The organism is Pseudomonas sp. SWRI22, assembly GCF_014268395.2.
GTDB classification, from domain to species: domain Bacteria; phylum Pseudomonadota; class Gammaproteobacteria; order Pseudomonadales; family Pseudomonadaceae; genus Aquipseudomonas; species Aquipseudomonas paracarnis.
Map to the genome: position 1 here is coordinate 671273 of NZ_JABWQK020000002.1, position 17343 is coordinate 688615.

The following is a 17343-nucleotide window of genomic DNA, read 5'->3' on the forward strand; positions in this document are numbered from 1 at the left end:
AACCTTGATCTTTTTCGGTGATGGCAGAAATGGCTATGGTGTTTGACTGGACCAGTATCGCCTTGGGTCTTGTGGGTGCAGCCGTGCCGCTACTGGCGCTGTGCTGGCAACTCCAGCGGCGTCTGACCGCACGCACCACCGGTTGGGAACTGCTGGAAGAACGCCTGGCAACCGCGCAACTGGCCCAGGAAGGGCTCGCCGCGCAACTGGACGCCAGTCGCGATGAGATCAGTGACCTCAGCCAGGCCAATGCCGCCAAACAAGCCGACCTGGCGGCGCTGCGCCGTGAAGTCGAGTTGTTGCAGATCGACCGCGATAACGCCCGCGATGCCGCGCACGCCTGGAACCTCGACCGCAGCGCCAAGGAAACCGAACTGCGTCGCCTTGACGCCTTGGCCGCTGCCCTGAGCGCCGAATTGCGCGAGCAGCAAGAGAGTCATCAGCAACGACTCACCGACCTGCAAGGCTCACGAGACGAACTGCGTGCGCAATTTGCCGAGCTGGCCGGCAAGATCTTCGACGAGCGTGAGCAACGCTTCGCCGAAACCAGTCAGGAGCGGCTGGGCCAACTTCTGGACCCGCTCAAGGAACGTATCCAGTCCTTCGAGAAGCGTGTCGAAGAAAGCTATCAGAACGAAGCCCGTGAGCGCTTTTCCCTCGCCAAAGAGCTTGAGCGCCTGCAGCAATTGAACCTGCGTCTGTCGGACGAAGCCACCAACCTGACTCGCGCCCTCAAGGGCCAGAAAACCCAGGGCAACTGGGGCGAGTTGATTCTTGAACGGGTGCTGGAGCACGCGGGCCTGGAGAAGGGCCGTGAGTACCAGACCCAGGTCAGCCTCAAAGGCCCGGATGGCGAGCGTTTCCAGCCCGACGTGCTGATCATGTTGCCGGGCGACAAGCAGGTGGTGGTCGACTCCAAGGTCAGCTTGACCGCCTATCAACAGTACGTTGCGGCGGATGACGAGGTGATTGGCCAGGCCGCCTTGAAGCAACACGTGCTGTCCCTGCGTAATCATGTCAAAGGCTTGGCCGGCAAGGACTACAAGCGCCTGGAGGGTTTGCACAGCCTGGATTTCGTCCTGCTGTTCGTACCGATCGAGGCTGCCTTTTCTGCGGCATTGCAGGCCGAGCCCAACCTGTTCCAGGAAGCCTTCGACCGCCATATTGTAATCGTCAGCCCCACGACCTTGCTCGCCACCCTGCGCGTGATCGACAGCCTGTGGAAGCAGGAGCGCCAGAGCCAGAACGCACGGGAAATTGCCGAGCGTGCCGGTTGGCTGTATGACAAGTTCGTGCTGTTTATCCAGGACCTGGACGAAGTGGGCAACCGGCTACAACAGTTGGACAAGGCCTACAGCGCGGCGCGCAACAAGCTGACGGATGGGCGTGGGAACCTGGTCAGCCGTACCGAGCAACTCAGGTTGCTCGGTGCCCGCGCCAGCAAGAGCTTGCCGGCGGATCTGCTGGAGCGGGCGATGACCGATTCGGATGGCGTGGCGCATCTCCCGGAATAAATACGGGGCTAAATTGTAGGAGCGAGCTTGCTCGCGAAAAACTCATAGGCGCCGCGTTTATTCAGGAAACACGCGTTATCATTGACGTTTTTCGCGAGCAAGCTCGCTCCTACAGGGGCAAATGCCTGCTCAATAGCGCCCGCAGCGCCGCCGGCTTCACCGGCTTGGCCAAGTAATCCAACCCCGCCCCATGCACCTCGGCCACCATCTCCGGTCGCCCATCGGCACTGATCACTACGCCGGGAATCGGCTCGGCCAGTTGCGCACGCAGCCAGCCCATCAACTCGGTACCGGTTTCGCCGTGGTCCAGGTGGTAATCCACCAACGCCAGTTGCGGGCGGATACCCTCGGCCAGCAATGCCGCGCATTCGGCCTGGTTGGCGGCCGTCCAGACTTCACAGCCCCAGCGCGTGAGCAGGCTGCGCATGCCGATCAGGATGCTGTCTTCGTTATCCACACACAGCACGCGTGCGCCACTCAAGGGCAGGCCGGTTTCTGCGGGCGCCTTGGGTTGCACGCTGGTCTGGTTACGGGCCAGCGGCACGCACACGCTGAAGACGCTGCCTTTGCCCGGCCAGGAGCGCACGCTCAGGCGATGGCCCAGCACGCGGCACAGGCCGTCGGCAATCGCCAGGCCCAGCCCCAGGCCCTTTTCGGCACGGGTCTGGTGACTGTCCAGGCGCTTGAACTCTTCGAAGATCACCTTTTGTTTATCGGGCGCAATCCCAGGCCCGCGATCCCAGACCTCCAGGCAGAGTTCGCCCTTGCGACGACGTACGCCCAGCAGCACCGGGCCGTCGGCATAACGGAAGGCATTGGTCAGAAAATTCTGCAAAATCCGCCGCAGCAGCTTGATGTCGCTGTCCACTCGCAAACGGCTGCCGCGCCAGCGGAAGCGCAAGTGTTGCTCCTGGGCCAGCGCCTTGAATTCTGCTCCCAGGGTGTCGAACAGCTCGTTGAGAACAAAGGGCTGGCGTTGTGGGTTGATCTTGCCGTTTTCCAGGCGCGAAATGTCCAGCAAATCGCTGATCAGGTCTTCGGCCGAGCGCAGTGAGCTATCCAGATGCTGCACCAACTGCCGTGCCTCGCCGGACAGGCCATCGGTCTGGTGGGAAAGGGCGGCGGAAAACAGCCGCGCAGCGTTCAGCGGTTGCATCAGGTCATGGCTCACGGCCGCCAGGAACCGCGTCTTCGACTGGCTGGCGGATTCGGCCACGCCCTTGGCGTCGGTGAGGGCCACGTTCAGTTGCGACAGTTCATGGGTGCGCTCGGTCACCCGCTGCTCCAGGCCCTCATTAGCCTCGGTCAGCGCTTGTTCGGCTTCGCGGAACGCGGTGATGTCGGTGAAGCTCATGACAAACCCGCCGCCGGGCATCGGGTTGCCGATCAACTCGATCACCCGGCCATTGGGGAACAGGCGCTCGGAGGTGTGCGCACGCCCCTGGCGCATCCAGTGCAGGCGACGCGCCACGTGCACTTGCGCTTCACCGGGGCCACACAGGCCGCGCTCGGCGTTGTATCGAATGATGTCTGCAATGGGCCGGCCGACGCTGATCAAGCCGTCCGGGTAGTTGAACAGTTCCAGGTAGCGCCGGTTCCAGGCCACCAGCTTGAGCGACTGGTCCACCACGCTGATGCCCTGGGTGATGTTCTCAATGGCACCTTGCAACAGAGCGCGGTTGAACTGCAGCACTTCCGAGGCTTCGTCGGCGATACGGACCACGTCCTCCAGTAGCATTTCCCGCCCTTCAATCGCCGCTTTCACCACCGCCCGCGTCGAGGAGGCTCCGAGTACGCCGGCCAGCAAGCGTTCGGTGTGGGCGATCCAATCGTTATCGGCATTCTGGTTGGGGTTGAAGCCTTTGCCCTGGCGATAGGCGAAGCGAATAAAACTCTGCTGGGCCCGTTCTTCCCCAACGAAGCGTGCCGCCAGGCTGAGCAGGTCGCTGATCTGCACCGACAGCATGGAGCGCGCACTCGCACGCTGGCTGATTTCCTGGCCGATAAAACGGCCTGCCTGCCAGTGCTCGGAAACCCGTGTGCGCGACAGCATCGACACCCACACGAAGAGGGTGAAGTTACCTGCCAGGGAGAACACGGTGCCCAGGGTCAGCGAGGTGACCGACAGCCCGAACGGGTGGGAGTGCATCCAGGTCAGGCCGGGGAAAAGGTTGAGCGACCAGCCCAGACTTTTCGCCGTCACTGGCAAGACCAACGTGTAGAACCACAGGAAAGTACCGGCGGCCAAGCCGGCAAACACCCCACGCCGGTTGGCCTGCTTCCAATAGAGGGCGCCGAGCATCGCCGGGGCCAGTTGGGTCACAGCGGCAAAGGCGATCTGGCCGATGGTCGCCAGGCTGGCGGTGGAGCCCAGCAAGCGGTAGCTCACGTACGCCAGCAGCAGGATGATCACAATGCTCACCCGGCGAACCGACAGCATCCAGTGACGGAAGACTTCGAATGGCCGCTCGGCGCTGGATCGGCGCAACAGCCAGGGCAGCAGCATGTCGTTGGAGACCATGGTCGACAAGGCGATGCTCGCTACGATGACCATGCCAGTGGCCGCCGATGCACCGCCAATGAATGCCAGCACGGCGAGGGCAGGATGGGCCTCGGCCATTGGCAGGCTGATCACATAGGAGTCCGGCAGCACCGAGCTGGGCAACAGCATCTTGCCGCCCAGGGCGATGGGCACCACAAACAGTGCCGCTAGGATCAAATAAGCCGGGAACACCCACTTGGCCAGGCGCAAATCCTGGGGGTCAATGTTCTCCACCACCGTCACATGGAATTGTCGCGGTAGGCAGATGATCGCCATCATGGCGACGCCGGTCTGTACCACCATCGAAGGCCAGTTGATGGTCTCTTTCCAGTATTCCTCAAGGCGCGGGGCGAGCATGGCCTGGCTGAACAGATCGCCGAAACCGTCGTACAAGCCGTAGGTGACAAACGCACCGACGGCGAGAAAAGCGAACAGCTTGACCAGCGACTCAAAGGCAATCGCCAGCACCATGCCGCGGTGGTGTTCGGTGGCGTCGAGGTTGCGTGTACCGAACACGATGGTAAACAGCGCCAATACCAGCGACACAATCAAGGCCGTGTCCTGGGCGCGGGTGCCGGTGGTGTCGGGGCCGGCGCCGATCAGCAGGTTCACGCCCAGCACGATGCCTTTGAGCTGCAGCGCGATATAGGGCAGCACGCCGACCAGGCAGATCAACGCCACCACCACCGCCAGGGACTGGGATTTGCCGTAGCGGGCGGCTATAAAGTCGGCGATTGAGGTGATGTTTTCCTGCTTGCTGATCAGGATCATCTTTTGCAGCACCCAGGGTGCCAGCACCAGCAACAGCACAGGTCCCAGGTAGATCGGCAAGAATGCCCACAGTTGTTCCGCCGCTTGGCCTACGGCGCCGAAGAAGGTCCAACTGGTGCAGTACACCGCCAGCGACAGGCTATACACCCAGGCACGCACGCGCGGCGGCAGCGGCGCATGGCGGCGGTCACCGTAAAAAGCGATGGCAAACATAGTGGCCATATAGGCCAGGGCAACGGCGGCGATCAGCCCGCTGGACAGCGTCATGGTAACTCCGAGCATAAGAACACCCGGGCATTCCAGGCCCGGTTGGACAGTCTCGCATGATGCCTGGTGTTAGTCAGTGTCGACCAAGGTCGTGTGGGATCGAATGTCGCAGGCGGCGCTCAGCGTGGCGGCAGGGTTTTCTGGCGCAGGATGTAGATCGTCACCAGCACCGCACTGGTCAGCATAAAGCCCCGTGCCCATGGCAGTGGTACCAGGTAGCAGGAAATCGAGATGCTCAGCCACATCAAGCCGATGGCGTAGACCTTGCCTTTGAGCGGGATGCCATTGCCGTCCAGGTAATCGCGCACCCAGGGCCCCAGGCGCGGGTGTTCCACCAGCCAGTGGTAGAAGCGCGGGGAGCTGCGAGCGAAGCAGGCGGCGGCGAGTAGCAGGAAGGGTGTGGTCGGGAGTACCGGCAGGAAAATACCGATGACTCCCAGCGCTACGCTTAGCCAGCCGATGGCCAGCAGCGCATAGCGCAGGAGCAGTGGACGGTTGCCCATGGGTTCCACGGGCAAGCGACTCAGTGGTGACGTGGCTTGAGGATCGCCGGTTTTTCGTCAGGCGCGTTGCACAGCAGGTACAGCGCGGTCAGGGCTTCCGGGATCTGCACGATCATGTCGTCCATCAGGTTGGCGTCGGCGGCGATGTCGGAGAACTCTGCTTCCTCTTCGAACAGACCCGAACCGACCATGATCGGCAGCAGCATTTCGCTGACTTCCTCTTCGGCGGTTTCGAACCAGGCGGCTTCGCGCAGGAACACGCCTTCCATGAAACCGATGCACCAGCCGCGCAGGTCGGAGTCATCCGGATCGTCGCCCAGGTCCAGCTCGCACGGCAGCTCGAACTCTTCGTCGGAGGCCAGTTGGCGCGCGATGTGGGCCTTGAGGGCGATCAGGGTGGATTCGATTTCTTCGCGATGGGCGGCGTCGCTGTAATGAGGCTCTTCAGCGAACAGCGCGTCGATCCATTCACGGTCCGGGACGGGGTCGGAGCAGATCGACAGGGCGGTCAGGTAGCCGTGGGCGGCCACGTAGTCCAGCGCCTCGTCATGCAGCTCATCGGCGTCGAGGAAGGCTTGCAGGCGGGTTAGTTGCTCAGCGAAGGACATTGAAGGGCTACCTTGGGAATAAACGATGCTGAATTCTAGGCTTTCTTGAGCGCCCAGGCCAGCCGCACGGCATATTTGCCCGGTTTTAGCCTGGTGCGTCTATTCGTCAGTCGCGCCCTTTGGTGGATAACGCTCGGGTATACTGCCGCGTTTTGTGATGCCCCAGCAGGCCCAGCGCCAATCCGGGAAAACTTCGCTTACGGATTATTTTTCGTGAGCGCGGATATTTTCGGCCAGCCTGTATTGAGGGATTTCGGCACCATTTTGGAGTTTTACATGCTCGAGCAGGCTCAACGCGTCCTCAAGGACATCTTCGGCTACGACAGTTTTCGTGGCCGCCAGGGTGCGATCATTGAGCGCGTGGCCAGTGGCGGCGATGCCCTGGTGCTGATGCCTACCGGTGGTGGCAAGTCGCTGTGCTTCCAGGTGCCGGCGCTGTTGCGCAATGGCCTGGCCGTGGTGGTGTCGCCGCTGATCGCGTTGATGGACGACCAGGTCGCCACCCTTGAAGAACTCGGTGTCGCCGCCGCGTCGTTGAACTCCACCCTCAGCGCCGAGCAGCAGCGCGACCTGGCTGCACGCATCAAGCGTGGCGAGGTTAAAATGCTTTACCTGGCGCCGGAGCGCCTGGTGCAGCCACGCATGCTGGCCTTTTTGCAGAGCCTTGAGATCGCTCTGTTCGCCATCGACGAAGCCCACTGTGTGTCGCAATGGGGCCACGATTTCCGCCGCGAATACCTGCAGCTTGGCCAATTGGCAGAACTGTTTCCCGATGTGCCGCGTATCGCCCTGACCGCCACCGCCGACAAGCGCACCCGCGAAGAGATCGTCGAGCGCCTGCATTTGCAGAACGCCGAGCGCTTCCTGTCGAGTTTTGACCGGCCCAATATTTTCTACCGCATCGTGCCCAAGGAGCAGCCGCGCAAGCAGTTGCTGGCGTTCCTGTCCGAGCGGCGCAGTGACGCGGGCATCGTGTATTGCCTTTCGCGCAAGAAAGTCGACGAGGTCGCGGCGTTCCTCTGTGAACAAGGCTACCCGGCGCTGCCTTACCATGCCGGCCTGCCCAATGAAACCCGATCAGCGCACCAGAAACGCTTCCTGAACGAGGAAGGCCTGATCATGGTGGCGACCATTGCCTTTGGCATGGGCATCGACAAATCCAACGTGCGTTTCGTGGCGCACATGGATCTGCCCAAGTCCCTTGAGGCCTATTACCAGGAAACCGGGCGTGCCGGCCGCGATGGCCTGCCGGCGGATGCCTGGATGGTCTACGGCCTGCAAGACGTGGTGATGCTCAAGCAGATGCTGCAGAACTCCGAGGGCGACGAGCGCCACAAGCGCCTGGAGCAGCACAAGCTCGATGCCATGCTTTCGTTGTGCGAAGAGACCCGCTGCCGCCGCCAGACCCTGCTGGCGTATTTTGACGAAGACATGCCTGAGCCCTGCGGCCACTGCGATAACTGCATCGACGGCGTGCAAACCTGGGACGCCACCGAACCGGCGCGCCAGGCGTTGTCGACGATCTATCGCACCGGCCAGCGTTATGGCGTGGGCCATCTGGTGGATGTTCTGCTGGGCAAGGACAACGAAAAAATCCGCAGCTTCGGCCACGAAAAACTCTCGGTGTACGGTGTCGGTAAAGCTCGCGCCGAAGGTGAGTGGCGTTCGCTGTTTCGCCAGATGGTTGCCCGTGGGCTTGTCGACATCGATATCGAAGGCTACGGCGGGCTGCGGCTGAATGACAGTTGCCGGCCGTTGCTCAAGGGCGAAGTGAGCCTGGAACTGCGCCGTGACCTCAAGCCGCAGACCACCGCCAAAAGCAGCAGCACCAGCCAGGCCAGCCAACTGGTGCGGGGTGAAGAGCGCGAACAATGGGAAGCCTTGCGCACCCTGCGGCGCAAACTGGCGCAGGAGCACAGCGTGCCACCCTACGTTATCTTCCCCGACTCCACCCTGCTGGAGATGCTCCGCGAGCAGCCCACCACCATGGCCGAGATGGCCCGGGTCAGCGGTGTGGGCGCGCGTAAACTGGAGCGCTACGGCCAGGCCTTCCTGGAAGTGCTCGGCGGTCAGGCCGAAGCGCCGAAGGAAATCGCCGATATTCGCCACGAACTGATCAGCCTGGCCCGTGCCGGCATGACCCCGATCCAGATCGCAGGCCAACTGCAATGCTCGGAAAAAAACGTGTACACCTTGCTTGCCGAAGCCATCGGCAAGCAGCAATTGTCCCTGGAGCAGGCCCTTGATTTACCTGAGGATTTGCTCGGTGAAATCCAGGACGCCTTTCTCGATGGAGAAGGCGAATTGCCAGCTGTCACCGAAATTGCGCCGTTGTTTACCGGGCGTGTTCCGGAAGGCGTTTTGTACTGCGTGCGTGCCGCTTTGCAGTCTGAATTCGAAATTTAGTGTGCCAATTACGACAATGTAACGAATCAGTACATAGCGGGCCTTGCCTATGGGCAGGCCTCATGCTTAGCTGACTAATAATTAGCCATACTTTATTTTCAGTCTTAAACACGAGTTTTTTATGCCGTTAACCGATCAACACCGTTTTGGCATGCAGTTGGCGCAAATGTCGCGAGGTTGGCGCGCCGAACTGGACCGCCGCCTGGCGGGGCTGGGCTTGTCCCAGGCGCGCTGGTTGGTGCTGCTGCACCTGGCCCGTTTTGTCGAAGCACCCACCCAGCGTGAATTGGCCCAAAGTGTCGGCGTGGAAGGGCCCACCCTGGCTCGTCTGCTCGACAGCCTCGAGGGCCAGGGCCTGGTGCAACGCCAGGCCGTAGTGGAAGACCGTCGTGCCAAACGTATCCTGCTGTGCGACACCGCCCAACCGTTGATCGACCAGATCGAAACCATTGCCACGGCGTTGCGCCATGAATTGTTCGTGGGCGTGAATGAAGAAGACCTGCGGGTGTGCATGCGGGTGCATGAGCACATCCTGGCGAACCTGGAAAAGTCCTGATCTGCAAAATGTAGGAGCGAGCTTGCTCGCGAAAAACGCCAACGATAACGCGGGCTTCCTGAATAAACGCGGCGTCTGTGGGTTTTTCGCGAGCAAGCTCGCACCTACAAAAGTCCTTGGCAATCCTTTCCTAGAACGTCTGGCCCAGGTTCAAGTACACCGCCTTCTGATTATCATCATTGAACCCATAGCTGAAATTCAGCGGCCCCAGTGGTGTATCAAACCCCAGGAAAATACTCGCGGCGTTGATATAGCCGCTGTCGAACTCGTTATCGTTGTTCCACGCCCGGCCCCGTTCCAGGGATGCACCCAGGTACAACGGGAAGTCCAGCGGCAGGTAAGAGCGTGGGGTGAGCCTGCGGAAGTACACCGCGCGCATGAGGCTGATGTTCTGCCCCGAAATCGCATCCTGGCGGAAGCCCGACAATTGCCGTGCGCCCCCCAGCAGGAAGCTGGAAATCACCACATCCGAATTATCCAGTGTGCGACCGTAACGACCGCCCAGTATCAAGGTGTCCGGCCCGTGGCTCATGGCCTTGTCCAGCTTGAATTCCCACTGGCGATAGCGCTGGTCGGAGCCCAAACCGGGTTCGAACTCGCGAAAGGCCAGGCCGATGTCTTCGCCGCTGTGGGGGAAGTACACGTTGTCCAGGGAGTCGAAGGAATATTTGAGTTCATAGAAGCCTTCGCTGAAGCTCACGCTCGGCAGGTCGCGGTCGCCAATGCGCACGTCCGCCTTGCCCCAGGCTTCGCCCACGCCAAAGCGGATCTCGCCGCTGTTGCCGATCTGCCGGCCCACATTCAAACCAAAGCCATAGCGTTCCAGGCGGTATTCGGAGATGGGGTCGTTGTCCAGGATCAGCTCGACATTCTGTGCCTCGGCCCTGATATAGGGGGCCACAAAGTAGCGTGAGCCGGTGTCCATGGGCTGGTAGAACTCGCTGTAGAGCTCCTGCCGGTCACCAATCTGCACCCGTGTGAGCCATTCCGCGCCGAGGCGGTTGATGCCGTTCACACGGTAACTGGCGCCGAGGTTGAAGGCGCTATCACCGCGCATGTCATCCGAGAGGTTCAAGCCCAGTCGCAGGTAGTCGGTGCCGCTGCGCTTGCCGCGTGCGCTGATCACTAGGGTGTTGTCCTGGCCCTTTTTCACTACGCGGTATTGCACCTGCTCGAAGTAATCCAGGCCGTACAGGGTGCCCATGTCCGATTGCAGGCGGCCCAGATTCAAAGGTTCTCCCAGGCCCTGGCGAATGTAGTAGCGGATGACATCATCGCTGACCTTGGAGTCGTTCTCCACCTGGATCGCGGTGATCACCGGGGTGCGTTCGCCCGGCGTGCGCGCGGCTACCAGGTCGGCGTCGATGGGTTCGGCAGGGCGCAGGTGTGCCAGGCGTACGTCGAGGGCACGGGTGGCGCGGTAGCCAGCGTCGATCATGTCCTTGGCGCGGCCAAAGTCGGTGACGCCATACGCGGCCAGCGGTGGTTGGATCAACACATCCTTGGGGTTCAGGGCCTTGAGCTGCTCTTCGGAGTTGCGCCGGGTCATCAGGGTGATGGACTGGTTGAGCACATCCACCACGGTTGCCAATTGCTTGCGCGAGCGTAGCGGGGTGCCGATGTCGACCACGATGGCGATATCGACGCCCATCTCCCGCGCCACATCCAACGGAATGTTGTCGGTCATGCCGCCATCTACCAGCAGGCGGCCATCCAGCTCCACCGGGGCGAACACCGCGGGGATCGACATGCTGGCGCGTATCACCTGGGGCAGGTGGCCTTTGCTGAACACCACTTTTTCGCCGGTGGTGATGTCGGTGGCCACGGCGCGGAATGGGATCGGCAGCTTGTCGAAATTACGTGTGTTGCTGCTGTGGGCGAACATGCTTTCCAACAGCAGTGCCAGGTTCTGGCCCTGGATCACGCCCAGCGGCAGGCCGAGGCTGCCATCGTCGCGGAAACTGAGTTTTTGTTTGACCAGGAAATCCCGGTCATCCTGTTTGCGCCGAAACGGTACGTCTTCACGTGGTGGCGCGTCGGACAGGGCCTGCTGCCAGTCGATACCCAGCGCCAACTTCTCCAGCTCGTCGATCTTGTAGCCTGACGCGTACAACCCGCCAATCACCGCGCCCATGCTGGTGCCGGCAATCGCATCGATATGAATACCTTGCTCTTCAAGCGCCTTGAGCACACCGATATGCGCCAGGCCACGGGCAGCCCCGCCGGACAGCACCAGGCCGATTTTCGGGCGGGGGGCTTCTACCGCGTCGGCAAGTAGGGGGACAAGGCACAGGAACAGGCAAGACAGCAGGCGGCGCATCATCAATCTCGTGGCTGGGCGACAAAGGCCGCTATTATAGCCACCCGATTCGCTGAGCCTGTTACGCCAGGAGCCGCTTAATGATGTCTGCATGCAAACCCGAGATCGTTATCACCTATTGCACCCAGTGCCAGTGGTTGCTGCGCGCCGCGTGGCTGGCCCAGGAGCTACTCAGCACCTTTGCCGATGACTTGGGGCGCGTGGCACTGGAACCGGCCACCGGCGGGGCCTTTCGCATTACCTGCGATGGCGTGCAGATTTGGGAGCGCAAGGCCGATGGCGGTTTTCCCGAGGCCAAGGTGCTCAAGCAGCGAGTGCGCGACCAGATCGCCCCCCAGCGCGACCTCGGGCATAACGACCGTACCGTCTGAAGTCAGGCCGGCGCCGGTTGCTTGGCCTGGCTGGCGCTGCCCATCAGGCCGGAGAGCACGATGGCGACGATGATCAAGGCGCCGCCCAGCAGCATGCGCAGGGTCGGGGTTTCGGCAAACAGCAGCCAGGCCACGGTGATGCCGTAGACGGGCTCCATGGCAAACACCACCGAAGCGGTGCGCGCCTTGATTACGGCAAGGCTGGCGACAAACAGGCTGTGGGCGAGGCCGGTACAAAACACCCCCAGCAGCCCGATCCACAGCCAATCTATCCCTCGCACATCCGCCAACCCCGGCGCGGCCACGGGCAGCAGGCACGCGGCGACCACGACGTTCTGGCACAGCGCGGCCTGTACCGCAGGAATGCGCCCGGAACTGGCGCGATTATTCAGCGACAACAACGAGAACAACAGGCCCGAGACGATGCCCCATAGCAGGCCGCCCGTGGCTTCGCTGGCGAGGTTGAAATCCGGGGTCACAAGCACCAGGCCAACGGTGACCAGCATCACCAGCAGCACTTCATTGGCCCGAATACGCTCGCGGAAAATCAGCCCCTCAAGGATCACCGTAAAGGCCGGAAAGGCGGTGAACCCCAGGGTCGCCACAGCCACACCCGCGACTTTGACGGCGATAAAGAACGTCACCCAATGGGCAGCCAACAACACGCCGCTGACCAGCAGCCGGCGCCAGTCACGCATCTCCAGTTTTTTCCAGGGAGCGTTGCTGGCAAAGCGCGCAAAGACCGCCAGTGCCAGCACGGCAAACGCCGCCCGGCCAAATACGATGATGGCGGGGGAGGCCGCCGCCAGCTTGCCGAACACGCCGGTGAGGCCAAACATCAATGCGCCGATATGCAGGGCGCCAAGGGCTGAGCGGGGAGTCATTGCGATCCTTGATCCAACAGGGGGTGACAGCCTCGCAGTCTAGAGGGTTGGAGAATGGGCGTCTGTCGCGGGTGGGGTGATTTTTAGCGCAAGACTCTTGCTAGCCCGCTCGACGCAATGCACCGGGCGAGGCGCCAAACGCCCGAAGCATGGCCGCGCAAAATGCACTTTGCGAGGCGTAGCCGACGCGCTCGGCAATCTCGCCGATGGGCAGGGAGGTTTCGCGTAAAAGCCTAAGCGCCATGTGCAAGCGACGACTGCGTAGATAGTCCATCGGCGTTTGCCCGCACTCCGCCATAAACCGTGCATGCAGGCGCGGCACGGACAAATCGGCAATCCGTGCCAGGTCGGCCACCTGGAGCGGACGCGCCGCATGGCGCTCGATATGGCTATTGAACGCGGCATAAGGCAGACGCCGGCCAGGCAGCGGTTGGGCCTGAGGGTGGTTGAGGCTGGCCAGTAACAACACGGCGCCTTGCTGGACGATCAGTGGGTCGTGCACCGGGCTCTGTGCCAGCCACTGCACCAACTGGTGTTGCCGGGCATCCAACGCGAGGCGCGCGGGTTGGTCGAGCAAGCGGCGGCTGGCGTCGGCATGTTCGCCCAAGGATTGCACCACCCAGTGCTCAGTCGGTACATCCAGCACCAGGCAGCGGCTGCCATCGCGGCTGATGCAGGCATGATGGGTGGAGAAGGGCAGCACCATCACGCTGCTTTCGCGCACCTGGCTGCCACGGCCATCGACTTCCAGGTCCAGGTGCCCGGACAGGCCGAACACCAACTGCGCATGGTCATGGCTGTGGGCAATGGGCGCTTCGAGGTAGTGGCGTAGCGTGAGGGTCGGGCTCATCGCGGTCTCCAGGGCGGCAAGCCGTCAGTCTACAACGCTTGGCGGGCCGCGGGCGCTGTCATCAGACTGACGCACGCTTGTCATGGGCTATTAATCGCCAAGGCGCAAGCTCGCCAAAACAGCGTCGAGGGATGCCCATGACCCGTGCCGAGTTCACCAAGCCCAGCCGCAAGCAACGGGTGCGAACCCTGTGGATTTCCGACGTGCACCTGGGCACTCGGGATTGCCAGGCCGAACACCTGTCGCACTTTCTCAAGGGCTACCACGCCGACAAGGTCTACCTGGTCGGTGACATCATCGACGGTTGGAAACTGCGCGGCGGCATGTATTGGCCTCAAGCCCACACCAACGTGATCCGCCGCTTGCTGACCATGGCCAAGCGTGGCACCGAGGTGATCTATGTCACCGGCAACCATGACGAGTTCCTGCGTCGCTATTCCAAGCTGATCCTGGGCAATATCCAATTGGTCGATGAGGCTGTGCACGTCACCGCCGATGGCCGCCATTTGCTGGTGATTCATGGCGACCAGTTTGATGTGATCACGCGCTATCACCGCTGGCTCGCTTTCCTCGGCGACTCGGCCTACGAATTCACCCTGACGCTGAACCGCTGGCTGAACCACTGGCGTGCGCGGTATGGCTACGGTTATTGGTCGCTGTCGGCGTACCTGAAACACAAGGTCAAGACGGCGGTGAGTTTTATCAGCGATTTCGAAGAGGCGATTGCCCACGAGGTGACCAAGCGGGAATTGCACGGGGTGGTGTGCGGGCATATTCACCATGCCGAGATTCGCAAGGTGGGCGAGGTGGATTACCTCAACTGCGGGGATTGGGTGGAGTCGTGCACGGCCTTGATCGAGCACTGGGATGGGCATATCGAGTTGTATCGGTTGGCGGATGCGCAGGCCAAAGAAGCAATGCTAAAGGCCGAAATGGTCGCTGGCTGAACCTGTGGCGAGGGAGCTTGCTCCCGTGACGGCCTGACAGCCGACGCTGATCTACCTGACACCCCACGATTCAAATGTGGGAGCGGGCTTGCCCGCGATGGCGGCGGGTCAGGCAATTAATCTGCAACTGAACCACCGCCATCGCAGGCAAGCCAGCTCCCACAGTTAATCCTGTTGCTCAGTTGGAGACGTCGGCGATGGCTTGAGCCAGCAACGTCAGCCTCGTCGCATCAACCCCAGCCACGTTAGCCCGCCCCGAACTGACCATATACACACTGTGCTTCTCGCGCAGTTGCTTGACCTGCTCGGCACTCAAGCCGGTATAGGAAAACATCCCACGCTGCGCGCCGATATGTGCGAATTTCTCGGCCAGGCCATGGGGTGCAAGCGCTTCCACCAATCCTGCGCGCAAATGGGCGATCCGCGAACGCATGGCCTCGACTTCCTCACTCCACTGCTTTTTCAGCTGTGCATCACCGAGGATGGTCGCCACCACGGCGGCACCGTGATCCGGCGGTGTCGACCACAGGTTGCGAGCGATATTCGCCAGTTGGCTGCGTACATCGGTGAGCTTTTCGGCATCCGCCGCACAGACGATCAATGCACCCACGCGGTCGCGATACAGGCCGAAGTTTTTCGAGCACGAACTGGTGATCAGCACTTCCGGTAGCTCGGCGGCAAACAGGCGCACCGCCCAGGCGTCCTGCTCCAGGCCATCGCCAAAGCCCTGGTAGGCGAAGTCGATCAGCGGCAGCAACTGGCGTTCACGCACGATCTGCAAGACCTGGCGCCAGTCATCTTGGGACAGGTCAAAGCCGGTCGGGTTATGGCAGCACGCGTGCAGCAATACCACGTCGCCCTTGGGCACGCTGGACAGGGTTGCCAGCATCGCCGTCACATCCAGGCGGTTGTCGCTGCCCACGTAAGGGTAATGGCTGACCTTGAGCCCGGCCTTGGCAAAAATGGTTTCGTGGATCGGCCAGGTCGGGTTGCTCAGCCACACGCCACGGCCCGGCAGGCTGTGGGCGACAAAGTCGGCACTCAAGCGCAGGGCGCCGGTGCCGCCTGGGGTTTGTGTGGCGCCAGCGCGGCGGTCACGCAGCAAGGCCGAGTCGGCGCCGAGCACCAGTTGGCTGATCAGGCTGCCGAAGGCTGCATCGCCATGGCCACCGATATAGGTCTTGGTGACTTGCGTGTCGACCAGGCGCTGTTCCGCCAGTTTCACCGAGTGAGGAATCGGCGTCAGGCCTTGGTCGTCCTTATAGACCCCTACGCCCAGGTCGAACTTGTTCGGGTTGGCATCCTGGGTATACAGGTCCATCAGCCCTAGGATCGGGTCGCCGGGCACGCGGTCGATGGCATCGAAATGCATTACTTGCGGCCCTCGGCGGTCTTGGCCACTTCGTCGGTGCGCGCGGCCATGATGAAGTCGTTGCGGTGCAGGCCCTTGATGGAGTGGCTCCACCAGGTCACGGTGACTTTGCCCCACTCGGTGAGCAGGCCTGGGTGATGGCCTTCGGCTTCGGAGATTTCACCCATGGCGTTGGTGAAGGCCAGGGCGAATTTGAAGTTCTTGAACAGGAAAACCTTTTCCAGCTGCATCACGCCGTCGCGCACTTCGATGTTCCAGTCAGGGATCTGCTTGATCAGCACCGGCAGTTCTTCATCGCTGACTTGCGGGGCATCGGCGCGGCAGGCTTCGCAGTGGGCTTGGTTCAAGGTGGTCATGGAAGGTGTCCTGAATTCGAATGATTGAAGGTCAGTGGCGTTACCCTAAAGCAACGCGGGGCCAGGGAACAGACTCACCTGGCCTTAAAACGCAAGGTTCACGCGGCTTTGGGCTTGGGTGGGAATTTCGGTGCGTGCAGACCCAACTGCATACCGCGCTCCACCATACCCATGATGTCCTCCTGCGCCACGTCGAACAGGCGCTTGAGCTCGGGCAATACGAAGTACAAAGGTTGCAGGATGTCGATGCGATAGGGGGTGCGCATCGCTTCCAGCGGATCAAAGGCCTGGTGCTCGGGCTCGTCCGACAGGCAATACACACTTTCTTTAGGCGACGACAGAATGCCGCCACCGTAGATACGCCGGCCCTGGGGCGTGTCCACCAGGCCGAACTCGATAGTCATCCAGTACAGGCGCGCCAGGTACACCCGTTGCTCCTTGGTGGCCGCCAGGCCGAGCTTGCCGTAGGTGTGGGTGAATTCAGCGAACCAGGGGTTGGTCAGCAGCGGGCAGTGGCCAAAGATCTCGTGAAAAATATCCGGCTCTTGCAGGTAGTCCAATTCTTCACGGGTGCGAATAAAAGTCGCCACCGGAAACTGCTTGCTGGCCAGTAATTCAAAAAAGGTCTGGAAGGGGATCAGCGCCGGCACGCGGGCGACTTGCCAGCCGGTGGTGTCGGCCAGCACCTTGTTGATTTCGCCCAACTGGGGAATGCGGTCCAGAGGCAGGCCGAGCTTATCGATACCGTCCAGGTATTCCTGGCAGGCGCGGCCCTCGATCACTTTCAATTGGCGAGTGATCAGGGTGTTCCACACCGCATGTTCTTCTGGCGGGTAGTGGATAAAACCTTGCGCATCGGGCTCGCGGGCCACGTAGTGCGTCTGCTTCATACGGCTCTCCTGCTAGGCATTCGTTCTTGTTATGTCCTGGGATGCTCCTATTGATAACCGGATAGGCGCCGGTTTCCATCAGCCTTAACGGACTAGCGTAGGAAAAATTACCGATTATCGTAAAGTATTCGTTACGGTAGGCCGCTCGTCGCAGCCATGGGCTGGGAAAAGTCACCGCGCTGTCAC

14 protein-coding genes are annotated in these 17343 nt (G+C 61.5%); 5 read left to right on the plus strand and 9 right to left on the minus strand.

From position 1 onward, the window contains the following. The first annotated feature begins 149 nt into the window (after positions 1-149). Positions 150-1514 carry a DNA recombination protein RmuC gene (gene rmuC / locus HU730_RS20450; protein WP_169918249.1) on the plus strand — a complete coding sequence of 455 codons (1365 nt, stop codon included), beginning with the start codon at positions 150-152 and terminating at the stop codon, positions 1512-1514. A gap of 109 nt (positions 1515-1623) precedes the next feature. Here the strand turns inward: rmuC and HU730_RS20455 are convergent, their stop codons facing one another. The 3 genes from HU730_RS20455 to HU730_RS20465 form a co-directional block, all read right to left on the minus strand. Next, entirely contained in the window at positions 1624-5094 is a 3471-nt protein-coding gene (locus tag HU730_RS20455; RefSeq protein ID WP_186527791.1) for a PAS domain-containing hybrid sensor histidine kinase/response regulator, read from the minus strand. Positions 5095-5213: 119 nt separating this feature from the next. Then, positions 5214-5597: a YbaN family protein gene (locus tag HU730_RS20460; protein ID WP_019818414.1), complete on the minus strand. Its 384-nt coding sequence runs from the start codon at positions 5595-5597 to the stop codon at positions 5214-5216. 20 nt (positions 5598-5617) lie between these two features. Further along, positions 5618-6205, minus strand: a complete 588-nt coding sequence (locus tag HU730_RS20465; protein WP_034128344.1) for a YecA family protein — start codon at positions 6203-6205, stop codon at positions 5618-5620. Positions 6206-6481: 276 nt separating this feature from the next. Here HU730_RS20465 and recQ point away from each other — a divergent pair, with 276 nt between their 5' ends. Both recQ and HU730_RS20475 read left to right on the plus strand, forming a co-directional pair. Beyond that, entirely contained in the window at positions 6482-8611 is a 2130-nt protein-coding gene (gene recQ / locus HU730_RS20470; RefSeq protein WP_014719373.1) for a DNA helicase RecQ, read from the plus strand. A gap of 121 nt (positions 8612-8732) precedes the next feature. After that, complete coding sequence (locus HU730_RS20475) at positions 8733-9167, plus strand: MarR family transcriptional regulator (protein ID WP_003193007.1); 435 nt, start codon at positions 8733-8735, stop codon at positions 9165-9167. Between the two features lie 130 nt (positions 9168-9297). On the opposite strand, the gene HU730_RS20480 is transcribed toward HU730_RS20475, so the two are convergent. Further along, positions 9298-11487, minus strand: coding sequence for a patatin-like phospholipase family protein (locus tag HU730_RS20480; protein WP_034126768.1), 2190 nt, complete (start codon positions 11485-11487; stop codon positions 9298-9300). Positions 11488-11570: 83 nt separating this feature from the next. Between HU730_RS20480 and HU730_RS20485 the strand changes: the two genes are divergently transcribed. Next, the gene (locus tag HU730_RS20485) at positions 11571-11858 is read left to right on the plus strand and encodes a SelT/SelW/SelH family protein (RefSeq protein WP_186527792.1); all 288 of its coding nucleotides are present in this window, start codon (positions 11571-11573) and stop codon (positions 11856-11858) included. Between the two features lie 2 nt (positions 11859-11860). On the opposite strand, the gene HU730_RS20490 is transcribed toward HU730_RS20485, so the two are convergent. Both HU730_RS20490 and HU730_RS20495 read right to left on the minus strand, forming a co-directional pair. Continuing rightward, on the minus strand, positions 11861-12742 hold the full coding sequence (locus HU730_RS20490) for a DMT family transporter (protein ID WP_186527793.1): 882 nt from the start codon (positions 12740-12742) through the stop codon (positions 11861-11863). 100 nt (positions 12743-12842) lie between these two features. Next, entirely contained in the window at positions 12843-13592 is a 750-nt protein-coding gene (locus HU730_RS20495) for an AraC family transcriptional regulator (RefSeq protein ID WP_103452155.1), read from the minus strand. Between the two features lie 137 nt (positions 13593-13729). Between HU730_RS20495 and HU730_RS20500 the strand changes: the two genes are divergently transcribed. Further along, the gene (locus tag HU730_RS20500; RefSeq protein WP_054898652.1) at positions 13730-14539 is read left to right on the plus strand and encodes a UDP-2,3-diacylglucosamine diphosphatase; all 810 of its coding nucleotides are present in this window, start codon (positions 13730-13732) and stop codon (positions 14537-14539) included. A gap of 178 nt (positions 14540-14717) precedes the next feature. On the opposite strand, the gene HU730_RS20505 is transcribed toward HU730_RS20500, so the two are convergent. The 3 genes from HU730_RS20505 to phhA all read right to left on the minus strand — a co-directional run bounded on the left by HU730_RS20505 (position 14718) and on the right by phhA (position 17157). After that, positions 14718-15911, minus strand: coding sequence for an amino acid aminotransferase (locus HU730_RS20505; protein WP_096143467.1), 1194 nt, complete (start codon positions 15909-15911; stop codon positions 14718-14720). Beyond that, positions 15911-16267, minus strand: coding sequence for a 4a-hydroxytetrahydrobiopterin dehydratase (locus tag HU730_RS20510; RefSeq protein ID WP_003192995.1), 357 nt, complete (start codon positions 16265-16267; stop codon positions 15911-15913). Before HU730_RS20510 ends, HU730_RS20505 begins: the two co-directional genes overlap by 1 nt. Positions 16268-16365: 98 nt before the next feature. After that, positions 16366-17157, minus strand: coding sequence for a phenylalanine 4-monooxygenase (gene phhA, locus HU730_RS20515; RefSeq protein WP_003192992.1), 792 nt, complete (start codon positions 17155-17157; stop codon positions 16366-16368). Between the last annotated feature and the right edge of the window lie 186 nt (positions 17158-17343).